Annotated in this window: 15 protein-coding genes and 1 pseudogene; 2 read left to right on the forward strand and 14 right to left on the reverse strand. The window is 58.4% G+C overall.

Features of this window, described 5'->3' with window-relative positions; all coding sequences use genetic code 11:
- Positions 1 to 32 precede the first annotated feature (32 nt).
- The 8 genes from G8764_RS19095 to fliE all read right to left on the reverse strand — a co-directional run bounded on the left by G8764_RS19095 (position 33) and on the right by fliE (position 9,772).
- Positions 33 to 1,613: a flagellar hook-length control protein FliK gene (locus G8764_RS19095; protein ID WP_166166717.1), complete on the reverse strand. Its 1,581-nt coding sequence runs from the start codon at positions 1,611 to 1,613 to the stop codon at positions 33 to 35.
- Between the two features lie 533 nt (positions 1,614 to 2,146).
- On the reverse strand, positions 2,147 to 3,181 hold the full coding sequence (locus G8764_RS23010) for a diguanylate cyclase (RefSeq protein WP_166166720.1): 1,035 nt from the start codon (positions 3,179 to 3,181) through the stop codon (positions 2,147 to 2,149).
- 521 nt (positions 3,182 to 3,702) lie between these two features.
- Positions 3,703 to 4,146, reverse strand: a complete 444-nt coding sequence (fliJ, locus tag G8764_RS19105) for a flagellar export protein FliJ (protein ID WP_166166723.1) — start codon at positions 4,144 to 4,146, stop codon at positions 3,703 to 3,705.
- Positions 4,147 to 4,157: 11 nt separating this feature from the next.
- Positions 4,158 to 5,525: a flagellar protein export ATPase FliI gene (gene fliI, locus G8764_RS19110; protein ID WP_207951978.1), complete on the reverse strand. Its 1,368-nt coding sequence runs from the start codon at positions 5,523 to 5,525 to the stop codon at positions 4,158 to 4,160.
- Positions 5,526 to 5,527: 2 nt separating this feature from the next.
- The gene (locus G8764_RS19115) at positions 5,528 to 6,493 is read right to left on the reverse strand and encodes a flagellar assembly protein FliH (protein ID WP_166166729.1); all 966 of its coding nucleotides are present in this window, start codon (positions 6,491 to 6,493) and stop codon (positions 5,528 to 5,530) included.
- A gap of 47 nt (positions 6,494 to 6,540) precedes the next feature.
- Complete coding sequence (gene fliG / locus G8764_RS19120; protein ID WP_166166732.1) at positions 6,541 to 7,578, reverse strand: flagellar motor switch protein FliG; 1,038 nt, start codon at positions 7,576 to 7,578, stop codon at positions 6,541 to 6,543.
- Complete coding sequence (gene fliF, locus G8764_RS19125; RefSeq protein WP_166166735.1) at positions 7,571 to 9,262, reverse strand: flagellar basal-body MS-ring/collar protein FliF; 1,692 nt, start codon at positions 9,260 to 9,262, stop codon at positions 7,571 to 7,573. Before fliF ends, fliG begins: the two co-directional genes overlap by 8 nt.
- Positions 9,263 to 9,397: 135 nt before the next feature.
- On the reverse strand, positions 9,398 to 9,772 hold the full coding sequence (gene fliE / locus G8764_RS19130) for a flagellar hook-basal body complex protein FliE (protein ID WP_166166738.1): 375 nt from the start codon (positions 9,770 to 9,772) through the stop codon (positions 9,398 to 9,400).
- Positions 9,773 to 10,223: 451 nt separating this feature from the next.
- Here fliE and G8764_RS19140 point away from each other — a divergent pair, with 451 nt between their 5' ends.
- Complete coding sequence (locus G8764_RS19140) at positions 10,224 to 10,412, forward strand: PA3496 family putative envelope integrity protein (RefSeq protein WP_166166744.1); 189 nt, start codon at positions 10,224 to 10,226, stop codon at positions 10,410 to 10,412.
- A 230-nt stretch (positions 10,413 to 10,642) separates the two neighbouring features.
- Here the strand turns inward: G8764_RS19140 and G8764_RS19145 are convergent, their stop codons facing one another.
- The 6 genes and pseudogenes from G8764_RS19145 to G8764_RS19170 form a co-directional block, all read right to left on the reverse strand.
- Entirely contained in the window at positions 10,643 to 12,214 is a 1,572-nt protein-coding gene (locus G8764_RS19145) for a sigma-54-dependent transcriptional regulator (protein ID WP_166166747.1), read from the reverse strand.
- 1 nt (position 12,215) lies between these two features.
- The gene (locus G8764_RS19150; protein ID WP_166166750.1) at positions 12,216 to 13,442 is read right to left on the reverse strand and encodes a sensor histidine kinase; all 1,227 of its coding nucleotides are present in this window, start codon (positions 13,440 to 13,442) and stop codon (positions 12,216 to 12,218) included.
- Positions 13,443 to 13,638: 196 nt separating this feature from the next.
- Positions 13,639 to 15,085 (reverse strand): annotated as a pseudogene (locus tag G8764_RS19155) (sigma-54 dependent transcriptional regulator).
- A gap of 343 nt (positions 15,086 to 15,428) precedes the next feature.
- Positions 15,429 to 15,800, reverse strand: coding sequence for a flagellar export chaperone FliS (gene fliS, locus G8764_RS19160; RefSeq protein WP_166166753.1), 372 nt, complete (start codon positions 15,798 to 15,800; stop codon positions 15,429 to 15,431).
- Positions 15,801 to 15,866: 66 nt separating this feature from the next.
- On the reverse strand, positions 15,867 to 16,127 hold the full coding sequence (locus G8764_RS19165) for a hypothetical protein (protein ID WP_166166756.1): 261 nt from the start codon (positions 16,125 to 16,127) through the stop codon (positions 15,867 to 15,869).
- A 122-nt stretch (positions 16,128 to 16,249) separates the two neighbouring features.
- Positions 16,250 to 16,621: a flagellar export chaperone FliS gene (locus tag G8764_RS19170; RefSeq protein ID WP_166166759.1), complete on the reverse strand. Its 372-nt coding sequence runs from the start codon at positions 16,619 to 16,621 to the stop codon at positions 16,250 to 16,252.
- A gap of 301 nt (positions 16,622 to 16,922) precedes the next feature.
- On the opposite strand from G8764_RS19170, the gene G8764_RS19175 reads away from it, so the two are divergent.
- Positions 16,923 to 18,596 carry a tetratricopeptide repeat-containing response regulator gene (locus tag G8764_RS19175; RefSeq protein WP_166166762.1) on the forward strand — a complete coding sequence of 558 codons (1,674 nt, stop codon included), beginning with the start codon at positions 16,923 to 16,925 and terminating at the stop codon, positions 18,594 to 18,596.
- Positions 18,597 to 18,620 lie beyond the last annotated feature (24 nt).

The raw sequence follows: 18,620 nt of genomic DNA on the forward strand, positions 1-18,620 counted from the left end.
GGCAGGTGCCAGCCCATTGTCACCCGGCAGCGCTAGACAAAGTGATCGACCAGCTGATTGGAAACCGCCAGGGTTTCGACCTCTGCCCCGGCCCCATCAGCCTCGCCGGCAACTCCGCCATCGGCAAGTTGCTGCTGCTGTTGCCCCTGCTGCTGAAAGGACTGGTCAGAAACATCCACATCCAGCAGGTTAAAACCTTCAGCTTCGAACATTTCCCGCAGACGGAAAGCGGTCTGGTCCAGCGCTTCGCGGACCACCGCGTGCTGGCTGGCAAAACTGACACTGGCCTGGTCCTGGTTCAGGGTCACCCGCACTTGCAACTGGCCGAGCTCTGGTGGATCGAGCTGTATCTCCGCCGAGGACAGGCGCTTGGTGGCCATTATCGCCACCCGCTCGGCCACCGCAGTGTGCCATTCGGGCTGGCCAACTGCGCCTTTAACGTCGCCTGGCAGCGTAAACTGGGGCTGGCCACTGGCCCGGTTGGTGCCGGGCTGGGTCTGTAATTCAGCCACCGCAGCGCCGAGGTTAACCCGCGGCTGGGCGCCTTCCACTACCCCTTTCACCGACTCCTGCAACTGGCTGGCAAAGGCCTTGCTGGCGGCTGGCTGGGTGGTGGCCTGGGAAGCCAACTGCGCCAGTAAACTGGCATCGGCAGGACGGCTCATATCCACCGGCAATCTAGTGCCGTCAGCTTTCCCCGCCAGCGACTCCGCCTTTAACCCGGTCGTCAATTCTTCCAGTGACAACTCGCTCAACAAACCATCACTGCTCTCCTCTCCCAGCTCTGCGGCCGCAGTCGCGATCTCGCTCAGTGAAGACCACTGCCGCAGCGGCCGGGCAGTCGTGTCGGCGGCAGCTGGCGTCAATGCTGGCGTCGCTGCAGCGGCCGGGTTCTGGCCGGGATCACCGGCGGCAATCATGGCGATCAGTGCCGCCAGCGGATTCTCTCCGCCGTCACCGAGGCGCGACTCCAGTTCGGTGGCGGCGCCTGCCACTGCATCGCTAACGGTCATCAGGGAGAGGTGCGTATCGGCAGGCAGATTCAGGGTTAATGAGGCCTGCTCGGTGCCGGCCGCGGCAGCCACCAATGGTGTCGCCGCTTCTTCTACTGCATCATCCGCAGTGGCATTGTCGCGCCCGGGTGCCGTCCTGTCGGCACGGGGATCCTTGCCGCTTTCCCGGGTTGACGGCGCCACGCTGGGCTTTGCTTCGTCGCTAACAGCCGCCTGATTGGCGCGCTCCGTCACGGGCTCATCCGCTCCGGCCTGCTGCCGCCGGGCCGCGGCCGTCTGCTCGGTGCGCCTGGCTTCGGCGTTTTTAGCTTCTGCCCTGCTGGCTTCTACCCTTTTCGCTTCTACCTGCTCAGCCGCAACTCGATCGGCCTGGGTCCTTTTCTCGGCGAGCTTGCTGGTCGCAACCCTGTCTTCCGCAAGTTTTTGCTGCAGCGACGCCTGCCCACTGGCGGGGGCCGGTTTCACCCCTGACTCGCTGGCAAAAATGTCCTTGAACGCATCCCCCTGTTGCAACGCATTGATTTTACTGTCCGCCAGTTTTTCCGGGCGGCTGAGATTCAGCAAGGCACTCGCTGACACGGCATTCGGTTGGGTATTCATGCTAGCCCTCAAGATTATCGAATATTCGTCTGTTCACTGTTGGCAGACGCTGGCCCGCCATTTGGCCGTATAGCCTGGCAAGCACAAAGCGGTAATAGATTGCCGCTTTCGTCGCCAAGTAATCGCTATAGAGAGGGTTTTGCAAAGCTGATGCCAAGTTGATCTGGCGCTGGGGAAAAGCTGGCAGCCCACTGTTATTGGTAGCGAGCCGTTTGGACTTGTTGAGTTTGGATTTACGCCAGCAATCGGCGCCGGTAGATAGTTGCCTTAGGGCCCTTGGGATTTCAGTTCTACCTCCGGCCTGGCTGCGGGAACTTGCTTGCAAGACTCGCCGTAAACCCGTCCGTGGGGGCTCCACGACAGCATCCATGCTGTCGAGGGTCTTGCAAGCAAGCCCCCGCAGCCAGACCTGCCATCGCGCCAGTTATAGGACGCTTGGATTTACCGATAATGGGTAAAGCTGATTAATCCTGGTGTTTAGGCAATGTTTTGCCCAGGGTTATCTTGCAGAAACCGCTCGGCCACTGACTCGCTCAGGACTCAGCCACCACCACCCGGTTGCGGCCTCGCGCCTTGGCCTGGTACAAAGCCTGGTCAGCACGACCGATGGTATCGTTGGGCAACTCGCCGTCGCAATATTGCCCGGCGCCAATGGACACCGTGATGCGACCGTAGGCCTGGCCGCTGGCGGAATCTTTCAGCACCCGGCCTGAAATCGCCACGCGGATCTGCTCGGCGATAGTGTGCGCACCCGCCAGGTCTGTATCCGGCAATATGATGGCGAATTCCTCGCCGCCGTAGCGCGCACAGAGATCCTTGCCCTTGATGCAGCGTTTCAGGGTCGCCGCGACAAAGCGCAACACCTTGTCGCCAACCAGGTGGCCGTGAGTGTCATTGAACTGTTTGAAATGGTCTATATCGATCAACAGCAAGCAAAACACGGATCCCTGTTCCCGAGACTCACTAATGGTAGTTTCCAGACCGGAATCAAAGGCTTTGCGATTGGAGATACCGGTAAGCGCATCCAACAGCGAATCTTCCCTGACCTGCTCCAGCTCTTTGCGCAGCGAACCCATCTCCGCCATGATCTGGCTCATATTGGATTCCATCTGCCGCTGGGACTCGCGCATAGATTGGGTATCACTGAGCACTTTTTGCACTTCGCTGGACATAACCTTGGGCGCCGTGGGGGCTTCCAGAATGTCGGCAAACTGGCTCAGGGTACGGGCATAGTTGGACAGATTGCCACCGGAATTCTGGAATTCTGACTGTACATCGAGAATGATGCTTTTCAATTCCTGCCGCAGTTTTTCAAAGGCCCGCTCATCCTCAGCCACGTACTGGTGGTACATTTCCAGCAGCGCCTCAGCGCTGAAACCCTCGGCCTGCTCGCTCAATTGATCAAAGGACTGCTTCAACGGCGGGTTATTTCCGGCCACATATTCGTAACCAATGCGATAGTTAAAAGGCGTCGGTGGAATTTTATACTTCCCCAATAGCGCCAGCGCCAAACGCATATACTCCGACGCACGGCCGAAATCGTCCTCCCGGTAGGGGTTACTTGTCACTGTGACATTTGCTCCTCTGGCACATCCAACTACTGCATTCACAACTGCAAATTCGGCACAATTATAGTATTACTCATTGGCAAGTGTTTAATAATACTCATTTTTTCTAAAGTCTGGCGCAATCCGCCAGCAAATCACCTTCCGCGCCCGGGTTTTCCGCTCTTCAACTAACTATAGACCCAGCTGTGGCAATTGCCACAGACAATGCCGATACCACTGTACATAAGCCCTCCACCAGCCCGAGCGGCGGTTAAAACCATGTGCCCGGATTAACCGTCGCGGTCTCAATACAAGCAAGGAGCAGGCATTAAAGGGCTGTATTTCCGGGGCTTTGTTTACAGGGCTTTATCTCCAGGGCTAGGAGCCTGTCGGACTTAGGTGCCCGTAGCGAGAGAAAGTCCGATTTGAGTCAGTTTTTAACCATTTTTGAGGCGAATAGTGGTTCTATTTAACGAGAAAATGGTTAAAAAATGGCCAAACTCGGCTTTTCGCAGCAGGGCAACCCTAAGTCCGACAGGCTCCTAGGTTTCGCGGTTTCGAAACAGGGAGGACAACTCGTCCAGCTCTTTTTGCAGCAGTTTCTCGGCACTGGCGTCTTCGGCAGACTTCAGGCTCTGGATCAACTTTTCAATGCCCTGGCGCCGCTGGTAACACTGTTGCCAGTTGCGCAGGCAGCCGGTCTCGGCCTGTTGCAACTGCAGGATCTGCTGTTGCTGGGCGCTGAGCGCCTGCCCCAACTGTTGCAGGAAGCGGCGATCGTTGATCATGTTCTGGGCAGACAAGCCCGCGGTTTTGGCGTTCAGTTGCCGGGTATACTCCTGCTGGTAGCGACTTATTTGCTCCAGCTGCTCACGGGCGCGCTCGACGTTATCGCGGCTGTCGTTAAGTGCGTTGACGGCGGCCTCCTCGGCCCGGTTGGCCAACTGCAATACCACGGTCATGCGCTGGGACCTGCTGACGGCCATAACTCAGTTTCTCACTGGCGATTCTGCCCGGGACCAGGCTTGCCGGGCTGCTGCCCCGCCGGCGCCGGTGTCAGCACAGCCTGCAATTGCTGGCAACTGGTTTCATAGTTGAGTGCTTCGCGCAGGCCCTGGCGAATAAAATTGCGCAGATGGGGAATTCGCTCGATGGCGCGGTCAATATTGGGGTCGCTGCCGGCGCGATAGGCGCCGATATTAATCAAATCCTTGTTCTCCCGATGCAGTGACAACAGCTGCTTGAACTTTTGCATCGAGGCCAGGTGCTGCTCACTGACGATATTAGGCATAGCGCGGCTGATGGATGCCTCCACATCAATGGCCGGGTAGATGCCTTCTTCCGCCAGCTTTCTCGACAGTACGATATGGCCATCGAGAATGGCCCGGGCGGCATCGGCGATGGGGTCCTGCAGGTCGTCCCCCTCGGTCAGCACCGTGTAGAAAGCGGTGATGGAACCCTCCCCTTCAGCGGCGTTGCCCGCCCGCTCCACCAGCTGCGGAATTTTTGCGAACACCGACGGCGGGTAACCTTTGGTGGCCGGAGGCTCACCGATGGCCAGTGAGATTTCCCGCTGGGCCTGGGCGTATCGAGTCAGCGAGTCCATTAATAGCAACACGTTTTTGCCCTGGTCGCGATAGTACTCGGCGATCCGGGTACACAGTTGCGACGCCCGCAATCGCATCAGCGGCGCATCATCTGCCGGCGATGCCACCACCACGGCACGCCGCATACCCTCCTCGCCGAGTATGTGGTCGATAAACTCCTTCACTTCCCGACCCCGCTCACCCACCAGCCCTACCACCACCACATCCGCTTTGGAAAAGCGGGTCATCATACCCAGCAACACGCTCTTGCCGACGCCGCTGCCGGCGAACAAGCCGAGCCGCTGGCCGCGGCCCACAGTCAACAGCGCATTGATGGCGCGAATGCCGACATCCATGGGTTCGCTGATAGGGTGGCGGTGCAGCGGGTTGATGGTGTGGGGCGCAAAATCAAGAAAATCGTCACCGGACCAGTGGGCGAATCCATCCAGCGGTTGGCCCAGGCCATTGATTACCCGCCCCAGTAGCCCGGGCCCGATACGAATGCCGTTGTGCGCCCCCTTGGGCCTGACCAAGGCCCCCGGCTGCACGCCTTCGACGTGTTTGATGGGCATCAGGTACACCTTGTCGTCGGCAAAACCCACCACTTCGGCTTCGATTTTGCGCCCGTCCCGGGTTATCACCTCGCACTGGTGACCCACCGACACATTCAGGCCCACAGCTTCAATAGTCATGCCCACCAGCCGCGTCAAACGACCGTCGGCCTGGGCGCTAAAGTCAAAATTTCGCGCCGGCCGATAGCCCTGCAATTGCTGCAACAGGCTCACAAACCACTCTCACTTGCAGCCGAGGGATCGCTCGCGACGGAGGGATCGCCGGCGACTGCGAGCGCATCAACGTCGCCGCCGGCTGGCGCCGCATCTTCGCTGGCGGCCACCGACTCCGCCTCTGGCGCCACTTCCGTCGCCGGCTCCCCGGTCGGGTCCGACTGCTGGGAGCTGCCAGCACTCAATTGTTTGTCGCGAAACTGGCGCAACAATTCATCCAGCCGGTGCTCCATACTGTAATCCACCAGGCTCTCCCGGGTTTCGATTCGGCAACCGCCAGCCATCAGGCCCGGGTCAGCCCGAAACGCCCAGTCTTTCTGGTGTTCTTCAGCGTAGGTTTCAATCAGGGCCAGGTCGTCCGGATTGAGGCAGATCTTGATATTGGACGCTCCGCTTGGCAGGGCTTCTATGGCCGTCTGCACCGCTTGCAACACCTGCGATGAGTCCTGCAACATCTCCCGCTCCACCAGCTGGCGGGTCAAACCGCAAATAAAGTCCAACAGCATATTTTCCAGCGCTTTTTCCTGCCCGGCGATGGGTTCCACCAGCACCTCGGCCACCTGCAGCAAGTGACTGACTTGCATACCGAGTTGCTGTTGCGCCTCGGCCTCGGCCTTCTCCTGGGCGATGCGCTTGCCGTCGGCCTCGCCCTTGCTAAAGCCCTCCTGGTAACCCTTCTCAAGGCCTTCTTTTTCAGCTGCTTCGGTAATCGCCTGCAGCTCTTCGGCGGTTATCGGTGAATAATTGACCTCGCCCTCGGCCACGTCCTCTATGATTTCACTGTCACGCTGGCGCGCCTGTCCCGCCGGGCGCTTGCCGTCCGCCTGGCGCTTGTCCTTTTCCGCGGTCGCCCGCACGGTTTTTGTCGCACTGGCGTTGGCACTGCCCACCTGGGGCGGCGACCAGGTTACCAGGTCGGAGATATCCTCGGCGGCAATGCGATTGGGGATTTTGGGGTTCATATAAGCATCAGTTGTCGGCGATTAAACAGCGCAGTCACGGTAGACATTTACAGCATTTGCTCGCCGCTGCCACCGAGCATAATTTCGCCGGCTTCGGCCATGCGCCGGGCGATGGTGAGAATTTCTTTTTGTGCCCCTTCCACCTCGGAGACCTTGACCGGCCCCTTGGCTTCGAGATCGTCGCGCAGCAACTCGGCCGCTCGCGACGACATATTCTTGAAGATCTTTTCCTGCAATTCGTCTTCTGCGCCCTTGAGGGCAACGATCAAAACCTCGGAAGACACCTCGCGCAACAGCGCCTGGATACCGCGATCGTCCACTTCGATCAGGTTGTCGAATACAAACATCAGGTCCTGGATCTGGCTGCCCATATCCTCATCCACTTCCTTGATGGAATCCATCAGGTCAGCTTCGATGGAGCGGTCGAGATTATTCATAATTTCAGCGGCGACTTTTACGCCGCCCATGGTGCGGGTTTTCGAGGCCGCACTGCCGGAGAACTGTTTCTCGAGAATATTGTTCAATTCCTGCAGCGCACCCGGCTGCACCGTGTCCAGTGCCGCTACCCGCATCATAATATCCAGGCGCACCTTCTCGCTAAACAGCGCCAGTACTTCGGCGGACTGGTCGGAATCCAGGTAGGCGATCACAATGGCCTGGATCTGCGGGTGTTCGTTGCGAATGATATCGGCCACTGAGCGCGGCTCCATCCACTTCAGGGTATCGAGGCCGGTGGTGCTGCCATCCAGCAGGATACGATCGATCAGGCCACTGGCCTTGTCCTCGCCGAGGGCGGTCACCAGCATATTGCGAATATAGCTGTCGGCCCCCATACCGAGGCCGGTGAGGGTGCGAACTTCTTCCAGGAAAGTGCCCAGCACTGCTTCCACGGTTTCCTGCTGCACATGGGCCAGTTGCGACATGGCCGTGCCCAGCCGCTGCACTTCTTTCGGCCCCATATGCTTGAGGATTTCCGCCGCATCGGCTTCGCCCAGGCTCATCAACAGAATGGCAGCCTGGTCCACCTTGGGCAGGTTCAGTTTAGGGGGCTGGTCTTGCGCCTGGCCAGCGGCGGCATCACTCATCGGCTTTCACCCAACTCTTAATTACCTGGGCCACGCGGCCCGGGTCTTCTGCGATCATACCCTTGACCGCGTTTAACTGCTGTTCGTAACTCTCCTCCGGACTGGGCAGGGCCAGCGCCTGGCCCCCGGTCAGGGTAACTGTCTCATCGGATAAACCCTCGAAGCTGTCCAGGCCGGCGGATTCCAGGGCCGCCGCTTCCCGCGCGCGCTCCTCCTCCCGGGCTTTGACGCCCCCGGCGGTCAGGCTCTTCAGCACCGGCCGCAGCAGGCCCAACAACAACACCAGAATGATCAGCAACCCCACCACCTGCTTGAGGATGGATAAAAACCAGGGCTGTTCCCAGATCGGCACTTCGGCCAACTGGGCATCGCTTTCCTGAACCAGGAACGGCGAGTTCAGCACATTGACACTGTCACCCCGGGCCGCGGAAAAGCCCACCGCATCGCGTACCAGTATAGACAAGCGTTCCAACTCATTCTCACTCCAGGGTTGGCGCATCGCCTCACCGGTCTCGGGGTTGATGCGGATGCGGTCGTCCACCACCACCGCCACGCTCAGGCGATTGACTTTGCCCAGTTGGTGCTTGGTGTAGCTGACCGTGCGGTCCAGTTCAAAATTGCGAGTAGCCTGGCGGCGGCTGTTCTGGGGAATGGCCCCCTCACCCTGGTCCCTGGCCCCGGCCTGTTCCGGTGCGGCGCCGTTGCCGGGCGGCTGATTGGTGAGTGCACCGGGTATACCGGCGGCCGCCGCGCTGCCGGTGCGGGCTTCCTCCAGGGTTTGCTCGCTGCGCACCGCCGGCAGATCCGGGTTGAATACCTCCTCCGCCTGCTCGACCTCGGTAAAGTCAATATCGGCGCTGACCTCGGCCTTGAAATTGCCGGTGCCGATGATCGGGTCGAGAATACCGTTGATACGCTGGGTAATATCCGTCTCTATCTTGCGAGTATAGTCGCGCTGGCGACCAGCGGCGACCAACTCCTGGTCTTCATCGATAACAGAGAGCAAATTGCCCTTTTGATCCACCACGGTGACATTGTCCAGAGTTAACTCCGGGATACTGGACGCCACCAAATTGGCGATGGCCTTGACCTGTTGCGGCTGGATACCCCGGCCGGGAAACAACTCCACAAATACCGACGCGCTGGGCCGCCGCGGCTCCCGCACAAATACCGCTTGCTTGGGTATGGCCAGGTGCACCCGGGCGCTGCGCACGGCGTTAATACTGGTGATGGTGCGCGCCAGCTCGCCTTCCAGGCTGCGGCGGTAGCGCGCATTTTCCATAAACTGGCTGGTGCCAAGCGGCTGTTCCTGGTCGAGCAATTCGAAACCGGCGGAGCTTTCCCCCGGCAGGCCCGCCTCTGCCAGTTTCAGGCGCGCTTTGTGCACCTGGTCCTGGGCTACCAGCAGGGCCCCGCTGGCACCGTCAATTTTAAAAGTGATGTCATTGGTTTCAAGGATTTCCACAACCTCGGCCGAATCCAATCGATCCAGGCTGCCGTACAGCGGCCGGTAATCCTCTCCCTGGGACCAGAGCACTACAGCGAAACCGATAGCGACACTGGCGGCGAGGCCCACCATCAAACCGGCCTGACGCACGAGGTTGAGGTTATTGAACCCCTCAATCAGGTCGTTGGTCGCCGCGCCGCTGTTACCAGAGGGCAACTCGGTTTCTGCTGTAGCCATGGTTCTACTCTTTTGGTTGAGTTCAGTTCTGTGTTGTTTGGGTTGGGTAACTTATGCAATCAGCGTGTGTTGAATTTCGTTTCATGGCCGGGGTTGCGCTCGCAGGTAACAGGAGGCAATACGCCCAAGGCTCGCTTATACCGGCATATTCATGACATCGCGATAGGCTTCTATTAACTTGTTGCGCACTTGTACCATCGACTGAAAACTGACGCTGGCTTTCTGGGAGGCCACCATCACATCGGTGATGTCCACGTTAGGGTCGCCCACTTCATAGGCCTTGGCCATGCTCGAAGATGCCTGTTGCACGTCATTGACCTTGTTGACCGCTTGCTCCAGCATCTGGCCAAAAGATGGCACCGGCTCCGCCTTGCCAGTCTGCAGCCCTGCCCCTTGTGCTCCAGCCACGTCTTTAGCGGCCAGGTCCTGGGGGCGTTGAAACGCCTGCGCCTGGGACTTGAGGGAGCGCATCTCCAGCAACAGACGATTTATATCCACTCGTTCAACCATGGCCCTTTCAACTCCTGCACGTTGCACCGCCTAAACGACAAATATTTGACTGTTTTGCCGTTTTTCCTGATTACTGACTCAATTCTGCACAAAATGGGCCAATTGTTGCCGCAGGAACAAACTTGCCGGCAAGCGCATACTGCTTGCACAAGTGGCGGCGGAAAAACTCAAAACAGAGGATGAATATCGCGCCAAAAGGGCAAAATTAGCTGGCCCGAGTCACCGCGCCGAACGCTACCCCGCTACACCTGTCGGGCTAGTAAAAAAACAACGTTTCCCGTCACCTGAAATTCATCAAAACATCATCGCAAAACGCTTGACCGCGGGCCTTTCCGATGTATAGTTCACGAACAGACGCAGGCTAAATGTCAGGGTCTAAAGTAGTAGTTTGGCGGTTATTAAATCCAGCAAACAAGCAGTGCAGTGATTATCGAAGCGGAGGAAAATCGATATGAGCAGTGATGCCTTACACGTCAACCCAAACATCGATGCGGAATTGGCTGATGCCCACCTTTTTGGTGGCCAGATGGACGACCAGGAGTCTTACCCGGTCACCACAGACGCCCGCCGGAAGTTGGAAGAGAAGCTTGAAGAAATGCGCCTGAGGCGCGACCTGATGGAGTTCGATTTCGACTTTTAATGATCATCAACTAACGCAGTTAACAAGCGCAAACGGCCAGCCCGGTTTCCTTGCTACAACGCGACTAGCTACAACGTTCCCAGCTACAACTTTTCTGGCGACGACGTTCCTGGCTATAACGGCAGCAAACCCGGGCCACCGCCTTATTCCCTATTGGCGCCCTGCCGCCATTCCCCGCCTGAATCCTGACACACGCTGATGCGCTGCAAGCCGAGCCGCTACCCTGCTCGCTAGCGAGCGTAGGCATCACCCACATCCAAACCCAGTTCTTTTAGCCTGGCTATTTTATAGCGCAAAGTGCGGGCACTGATCCCCAGCCGCTCAGCAGTATTCTTCTTGCTGCCTCGCTCCTGGCGCAAGGTGCTGATAATAATTTCAAATTCCCGCTGCCTGAGGTCATCACCCAGCACCGCGGCCTCATCTACTGCAGCCGCGCCCTGACTATTTTCCGCCGCCATCAACTGACTGTTGTTAGCCGCGGGCTGGGACAGATCCGCTGGCAAGCCGGTGCCGACATTTCCGGTTCTGGAAACTGCCACCCCGGCAAGCGCGCCCGCGGCGATCGCCCCGCCGCCTGGCGTGCCTCCGGAAATCGGGCCACTGGCCGCTGCCAGCAAGCCGGGCTTGGCACTGAAATTGGAATTGCTCATCAGTCCCAGGTCTTGCGCCGATATGCTGGCCCCGGGCTGCAGAATCAGGGCCCGTTGCATAACGTTATCCAGTTCCCGCACGTTGCCGGGCCAGAGGTAGGCGAGCAGCGCCTCGCGCGCACCGGGGTCCAGCTGTACGCCTTTGCGATACTGCTTGGCGGCGTGCTTGGCCAACAACTTCTCCGCCAGCGGCAAAATATCCGCGGGCCGGTCGCGCAGCGGCGCCCACTGCAAAGGCAACACACTGAGACGAAAATACAGGTCTTCGCGAAACTTGCCCGCTTCGACAAACTCGCGCATATCGCGGTTGGAGGTGGCGATCACCCGCACATCGAGAGATATAGTTTTGCGGCCGCCGAGGCGCTCCACTTCTTTTTCCTGCAGCACCCGCAGCAGTTTCGCTTGCAGGCCGATATCCATTTCGGAAATTTCATCCAGCAACAGGGTGCCGCCATTGGCCTGTTCGAATTTACCCGGGGCACTGCTGTAAGCACCGGTGAAGGCGCCCTTCTCATGCCCGAACAACATAGCTTCCAGCATATTCTCCGGTATCGCCGCGCAGTTGATGGCGACAAAGGCTTTGTCCGCGCGCGGGGAATGAGCGTGCACGTAGCGCGCCAGCACTTCCTTACCGGTTCCCGACTCGCCGATAATCAGCGCGGTGGAATCAGAGTTGGCCACCCGCCGGGCCAGCTGCAGCAACTGCAGGCTGGAGGCGTCGTTGGCGATGGGCTCGCCATCATCGACGTGCAGCTGCTCACTGGTGTAACGCGCCACTGTATCCACCAGCACCTGCGGCGCAAAGGGTTTGACCAGGTAGTCCACCGCACCTTCGCGCATGGCCGTAACCGAGCGGTCTATGCTGCCGTAAGCGGTATTCAGGATTACCGGCAACTGGGGATAGAGAGAGCGGATCGAGCGCAGCAATTCATGGCCGTCCATCCCCCCCATATTGACGTCCGAAATCACACAGTGAAATTCGGTCTCGCCAGCCAGCTCAACCAGTGCCGCCTCGCCACTATCTACCCCCACAACCTCGTAACCGGCGATTTCCAGTGTGTCTTGCACCGCCTCGCGCAAATCCAGGTCGTCTTCGACAACCAGTATTTTGGCCAGGGCTTGCCGGGGCATTTTAACCGCTAACGATGACATACTACTCTCCCGCTTCATAACTTGACGACGTGACCAACTGTGCCAGAGGCAGCAGCAGTGTTGCGCTGGTGCCCTGGCCGGGCTCCGATCTCAATGTAAATTTTCCGCCGTGACGAGTGGCGACACTCTCGACCACCGCCAGCCCCAGGCCGGTGCCCTGGGGCTTGGTGGTGACAAACACATCCTTGACGCTGGCCAGCATAGCCGGCTCGATTCCCGGGCCATTGTCAGTAACCGTAATACCGATATAGCCCTCCCCTTGCAGGTACATGGTTATCTCCAGCCGCACCCCTGCGCCGCCGGCCTGGATGGCGTTGTGAACCAGGTTCAGCACCGCCCCGACCAGGGCGTCTTTCTGGCAGCGCAACTGGTGGGTAGGACAGTGCAACTGCCAGTCGCAATCGACCCGATTGGTACTCAACAAAACCTCGACCTCTTCGCGAATGCCCTGTTGCAGCTCGGCGCAGGTGACCAGGTCATTGAGGGGTATATCACCGCGCACGAACACCAGCATATCCTGCACCTGGCGCTCCATATGGTTGAGCCGCTTTAATAATTTTTCCGCAAAGGTCTGCTGCTGCTGGCCGGAAAGGTGGCCGCCACAGAGGTGGCCGGCGTAGAGCATTGCCGCGGACAGCGGTGTGCGAATCTGGTGGGCCAGGGCCGAGACCATTTTGCCGAGGGCAGAAAGACGCTCGTGCCGGCTCAGTTCGCTTTGCAGGCGCCGGGTTTCGGTCTGGTCGGTAAGCAGAATAATCTGGCCGTCTTCGGCCAGGGAACTGGTGGCAATACTGATGCGGCGACCGTCGCGAGTGGAAATTTCATGACCGTCGTCATCCTGGGGCCGGAAGCTGCGCTGGATAATGTCGCGCCAGCGCAGCCCTTCCAGCGGCTCACCCAACATTTCCCGGGCGGCGGGATTGACCTTGGAGATTACCCCCCGGGAGTCGATCACAATGACGCCGCCGGGCAGCACATTGAGCAGGCTTTCCAGCCGTTCGGCGATGGCTTCCTTGGCCGCCAGCTCCTCCATGCGCTGGGCGGAAACCGTATTCAGCTCCTGGGTCAGGTCGGCAACCCGGGTCTCCAGGTGCTCGTAGGAGCTCGACAGCTGTTGCGACACCTGGTTGAACAAATCGAAGGCGGCCCGCAAATCCTCGCGCTTGGCAAGATCTTCCGATCCAACCGAGTCGCGAACATTGCTGATTGCCTTAAGTGCGCTGACCATTGACTAACTCCCTATAACCTGGCGCCCAAAAACGTCAAAGAATTAACGCTTGAGCGATTTAACAGGGATAGTGCAAGCGGAGTGCCAATTTCGCCTGACATATCAGAGAAGGGCAGCGGCTGAGCAACAGGCATAAAAAAACCGCAAGCATCAAGGCTGCGGTTTTTTGCGGCGAACGCCAGGGGTCAGTACTTCACTAAACCCTTTGCAATTCGTACTTGCGCATTTTTTCAACCAGGGTGGTGCGCCGAATCGACAACCGGTCAGCGGCACGCGCCACCACCCCGCCGCAGTCGTCCAAAGCCTGCTGGATCAGGTTTTTTTTCCAGGTTGGTGAGGTATTCCTTCAGGTCGATGCCCTGGTCAGGCAACAGGGTGGTATCGTTCATGCTGACGACGGTGGTCTGCGCACTGGCATGAGTGCTATTGACCACGAACTCTTCATCCCCATCTTCCACATGGCGATATTTTATCGGCAGGTCACGCACCCCGATCACTCCGTAGGGATGGGTAATCGCCATTCGCTCCACCAGGTTGGCTAACTCCCGCACATTGCCCGACCACTCGTGCTGGCACAGCGACATAATGGCGGCGGAGTTAAAGCGAATGGAACCGCGGTTCTCACTCTCCATACGCGATACCAGCTCGGACAGCAGCAGCGGCAGATCCTCGGTGCGCTCCCGCAGCGACGGCATCTCGATCGGAAAGACATTGAGTCGGTAGTAGAGGTCTTCGCGAAAAGTACCGGCGGCAATCATGTCTTCCAGGTTGCGGTGTGTGGCGGCGATTACGCGCACGTCCACTTCCTGGGTTTTGTTGGCCCCGACCCGCTCGAAGGTCCGCTCTTGCAACACCCGCAATATTTTAACCTGCATATTGAGCGGCATATCACCGATCTCATCCAGGAACAGGGTGCCGCCTTCGGCCATTTCAAAGCGCCCGGCGCGGGTGCTGATAGCACCGGTAAAAGCGCCCTTTTCATGCCCGAACAGCTCACTCTCCAGCAGCTCTGCCGGTATCGCCCCGCAGTTCACCGGTACGAACGGCTTGTCCCGGCGCGCCGAGTTGTAGTGCAGGTTGCGCGCCACCACCTCTTTGCCGGTACCGGACTCGCCGGTAATCAGTACCGTGACATCCTTGTCGGCGACCTGGGCCATCATCTCGCGCACGGCGACGATTTCACGACTGGTGCCGACCAGGCTGCGGAACAGGTGCGCGGGACGGCGGTCCTTGGCGCGCTTGCTGCTCTCCTGGGCCTCCCGGTAACATTGCGCCCGATGCAGCGTGTCCACCAACTTGCTGTAGGTAGGGGGTAACTCCAGCGCAGCCACCACCATATATTTTAACGCCGGACTGAGATTGTCCGGTATTTGCTGTCGTGAGCCCAGAACCACCACCGGCACCAGCTCGTTCCACTGGCGGATCTCCGTAAGGCGCTCGGCCAGCGGCTGATTTTGTCGACAGTCACCGAGGAACACACAGACAATTGGCGCGTTCGCCTCATCCGCGGCCTTGGCCGCTTCACGCCATTCCCCGTAGGCAGTGGCCAGGGCCGAGTCGCCGAGAAAATCGAGTATCAGTTTCAGGTCGTAGCGGCGCTGCTCATCGTCGTCCACCACCAGGATTTTAAAGTCTTGCCACATTATCAAGGTCCAGTTTTTGACCATTTACTATAAAGCAAACAGAGTGTATCAAGCTGAGTATTGCCACTGCTGTCCACAAGCACACAACAACAAACAATAGGCTAACCCGGTAAAAGGTCAATTTTCTGACGTCGGATAGTATAGAAACTTGGCGCCCGCGAAAAGACGAAATTGTCAGTAGAGCAGATGATTTAGCGCAAAGTTCGGCAAAATGGCGCCCCAGCAAGCCCTGCTTGCACACTGTAGCGAATGGCGCCACAGTTTTGGGCCGAGGCTGCCAACCTGTGAATCACTGTCTGAAGTTTCGAACCCGAGGCACAACCTGCAAGCAATGGCACTTACATCACTCTGGTCTGATTCGGTCCCAGCCGGATTTAATAGTCAGAACCAGCTCGCTCACTTCGACCACCGCCGCCGTATCGCACTCGCGGCTGGCGAGCAGCAAACGGTCAATCATATAGTTGTAGAGCAACAGGACATTGTGGGGTAATTCAGATTCGATATCGGTATTGAGGCTCTCACGCAGGGCGTGCACGATACTTATGGCCTTGGTCAGGCAGCGACTTTTGGCTTCCAGGTCACCGCTGTCCAGGGCCAGCCGCGTGTCCGCCAGCGAGGTCAGCAACCCTTCATAGAGCAAACTGATAAGCTCATAGGGAGTGGCGGAACCAACCCGCGCGCTGATATCGATACCCCGGTAGAGCTCAGTTTTCACTTTGCACCACTGCCCCCGGCGCACGCAACAGCGCGGCCACAAGTGGATAGTTTCTTCGGCGCGAGATCATTTCAGTAGCTGCCCGGCCAGGTCGCGGGCAGACAGGTCGCACTGACTGAGAATGCTGCGATAGAGGCCAACCACCACGCGCAACTCCTTGAGCAGTAATGCCAGGTCCCGGCTCGGGTCATCGGCCGCGTCGGCAACACTTTGGCAAAGCTCCGAGTCCAGCGCTTTGATCGAGCTCCAGTCGTGTTGGTGCAATGCTGTCGCCATCAATTTGCGCTGTCGACAGAGGTCCAGTTGAGATGAGGGTATAACGGCCATGCTAGCTTCCCGTAATAAGTCGTTTAAAGACTGTTCACTGGATAAACTAGCGGCTGCAGCAATGATTTCTTTAGTGGATTCCGCTCATTACTTGCAGGAAATTGTCTTCCGCTACAGCACCATCAAGCCGGAATTGCATCCCAGCCGGACTTCAGCTCACTCAACAACTTGCTCGACTCCGCCAGCACAAACGCACCGGTATCAGTCTCGGCATCAGACAGGCGCGAAATCAAATAGGCATAGAGTCGATCCAGCTTGACCGCCATTTCACCACCGCGATCAAAATCCAGGCTTTCGCGCAGGCCGTTGATAATACCGATGGCCTTTGCCATCAACCGGCCTGCCTCCTCATCCCGGCCGCAACGCAGGTGCAGCGCCGCCTCATCCAACCGTTCCAACGCGCCGTCAAGCAACAACTGAATGACCGCGTGCGGCGACAACTCGTTACCGGCGGCCTCCATTTTCAGGGCCGCTTGTGTCACAGCAATTGACATGTGAGCATCCTCCAACAGGAAAAATTAGGAAAGTGGCAAAAAATTGCCGCTTGAACCCTATTAAGCACATTGCATGCCAGCAACCGCTTACTTCCAGCGCACACTGCCGGCCAGGGCGCTGGAAAGTCATCGGCGCCGTCATTTACAATGCGCGCCCGGCTTGCAATTACTTGCCCGACACCCCCCCAAATGCGGCGCAAAACTGCACGCGGCTGGTCTATACTTCCCCAATCACGGTTCAATCGATATTGCGAGCAACCACTTTCCATTTAATCTCACGCACCACTGCCACAGGACCTCGATGCGACATATAGATGCCATTAAAATTTACCAGCGCAAGCGCTGCCTGATTATCGACGACATGAGCGAGGTTCGGGGCAGCTTGCAACGTATGCTGGTAAGTTTCGGGATTGCCAGCATCGACACCGCAGCCAACGGCGAACAGGCCATGGAGATGTGTCGACAAACCAGTTATGACCTGGTGCTGTGTGACTACAATCTCGGCGATGGCCAGGATGGCCAACAGGTACTGGAAGCCCTGCGCTTCAGCAAATTGCTGAAAAACACCAGCTTGTTCCTGATGATCACCGCTGAGACATCCACAGACATGGTGCTGGGAGCACTGGAATACCTGCCCGATGATTACCTCAGTAAGCCGATTACCCAAAGCCTGCTGCAAACCCGACTGAATCGAATCGTGCTGCGCCACGAAGATCTGTTGCCAATCAAACAGGCCATCGACGACGACCAGCTGGAGCTGGCCATCCAGATGTGCCAACAAAAACTGGACAGCGGCAGCAAATACAGCAGTCACTGCCTGCGCATCCAGGCAGAGCTGTTGTTTCGACTCGGCAAATACAGTGAAGCCGGCGCCATCTATGAGCAGTGCCTGCAATCCCACAACCCGGTGTGGGCGCAACTGGGGCTGGGCAAAACCAGGTTGGCCCAGCAGCGCTACAGCGATGCTGAAGCCCTGCTGCAGCAGGTCATCGAGTACGACCAGCGCTATGTTGATGCCCACGACCTGCTGGCACAGCTCTACAGCGAGCAAGCGGACTACCCCCAGGCCCAGGCAGCGCTAATGAAAGCGGTGGAGGTGTCGCCCAAGTCAGTATTGCGACTGCGGCGGCTGGCCAATATGGCGCAAATCACCAACGACCGCGAGGTGCGTATCAAGGCCAGGCGCAGTGCCCTCAAGGTGGGGGAACACTCCTGTTATTACTCACCCCAGGACTATTTTGATGTAGCGGCTGACCTGCTGGACAGCGGCAACACCCAGGACCGCGAAGGCCGCTGGCAGAGTTCCAAAGAATTGAAAGACGCCCAAATGTACATTCAACGGGCAGAAAAAAAGCATCCCCAGGACATTTCCATTCGCACCCAGGCGGCTGCCGCCAAGGCGCGCCTGGCGAGCCAGAAGCAAAAAACTGACGAAGCCGCCAACTGGCTGGCCAAAGCCAAAGAACTGAGCAGCGGCACCAGCTGCTCGGGCCTGGCTGAACTGGAGATCGCCCAGGCAATGCTCGCCTGCGGCGACCGGGACGAGGCTACTGCCCAGCTTTTGAAAGTGGTGCGAGAAAACCCGGACGATGAGGAGCTGGCGGACCGGGTAGACGCGCTCTCAGACGAGCCGGTCAGCGATAAAGGCCGGCGCCTGGCGGCGGAACTGACCCGCAGCGGTATCAAGTACTATGAATCGAAAGACTACGATGCAGCGATGCGGGAGTTTCAGCGGGCGATCTCACTATTTCCCAAGCATATTTCATTGCGCCTGAATATTGCCCAGGCCGCACTGGCAAAAGCCGCAGCCAGTAGCGCCACCGAGGCGGGTGCCAATGCCTGCCGGCAACACCTGCAGGCGATCAAGGATATCAGCGCCGAACACCCGCAATACCCGCGCTACCAGCACCTGCTTAAACAAGCGCAAAAATACTTTGGCGTGGCAGCAAAGGATCTGGCCGGGAGTATCGAGTAGGCCGTCATTTTCGGTGACTGCAAG

The sequence above is a fragment of the Pseudomaricurvus alcaniphilus genome, assembly GCF_011440395.1.
Lineage (GTDB): Bacteria > Pseudomonadota > Gammaproteobacteria > Pseudomonadales > Cellvibrionaceae > Pseudomaricurvus > Pseudomaricurvus alcaniphilus.

Bases quoted from the DNA above. Each gene is read 5' to 3' on its own strand.
- G8764_RS19095 (WP_166166717.1), bottom strand. From the start codon at position 1,613: ATGAATACCCAACCGAATGCCGTGTCAGCGAGTGCCTTGCTGAATCTC.
- fliJ (WP_166166723.1), bottom strand. From the start codon at position 4,146: ATGGCCGTCAGCAGGTCCCAGCGCATGACCGTGGTATTGCAGTTGGCC.
- G8764_RS19115 (WP_166166729.1), bottom strand. From the start codon at position 6,493: ATGAACCCCAAAATCCCCAATCGCATTGCCGCCGAGGATATCTCCGAC.
- fliG (WP_166166732.1), bottom strand. From the start codon at position 7,578: ATGAGTGATGCCGCCGCTGGCCAGGCGCAAGACCAGCCCCCTAAACTG.
- fliF (WP_166166735.1), bottom strand. From the start codon at position 9,262: ATGGCTACAGCAGAAACCGAGTTGCCCTCTGGTAACAGCGGCGCGGCG.
- fliE (WP_166166738.1), bottom strand. From the start codon at position 9,772: ATGGTTGAACGAGTGGATATAAATCGTCTGTTGCTGGAGATGCGCTCC.
- G8764_RS19140 (WP_166166744.1), top strand. From the start codon at position 10,224: ATGAGCAGTGATGCCTTACACGTCAACCCAAACATCGATGCGGAATTG.
- G8764_RS19145 (WP_166166747.1), bottom strand. From the start codon at position 12,214: ATGTCATCGTTAGCGGTTAAAATGCCCCGGCAAGCCCTGGCCAAAATA.
- G8764_RS19150 (WP_166166750.1), bottom strand. From the start codon at position 13,442: ATGGTCAGCGCACTTAAGGCAATCAGCAATGTTCGCGACTCGGTTGGA.
- G8764_RS19165 (WP_166166756.1), bottom strand. From the start codon at position 16,127: ATGGCCGTTATACCCTCATCTCAACTGGACCTCTGTCGACAGCGCAAA.
- G8764_RS19170 (WP_166166759.1), bottom strand. From the start codon at position 16,621: ATGTCAATTGCTGTGACACAAGCGGCCCTGAAAATGGAGGCCGCCGGT.
- G8764_RS19175 (WP_166166762.1), top strand. From the start codon at position 16,923: ATGCGACATATAGATGCCATTAAAATTTACCAGCGCAAGCGCTGCCTG.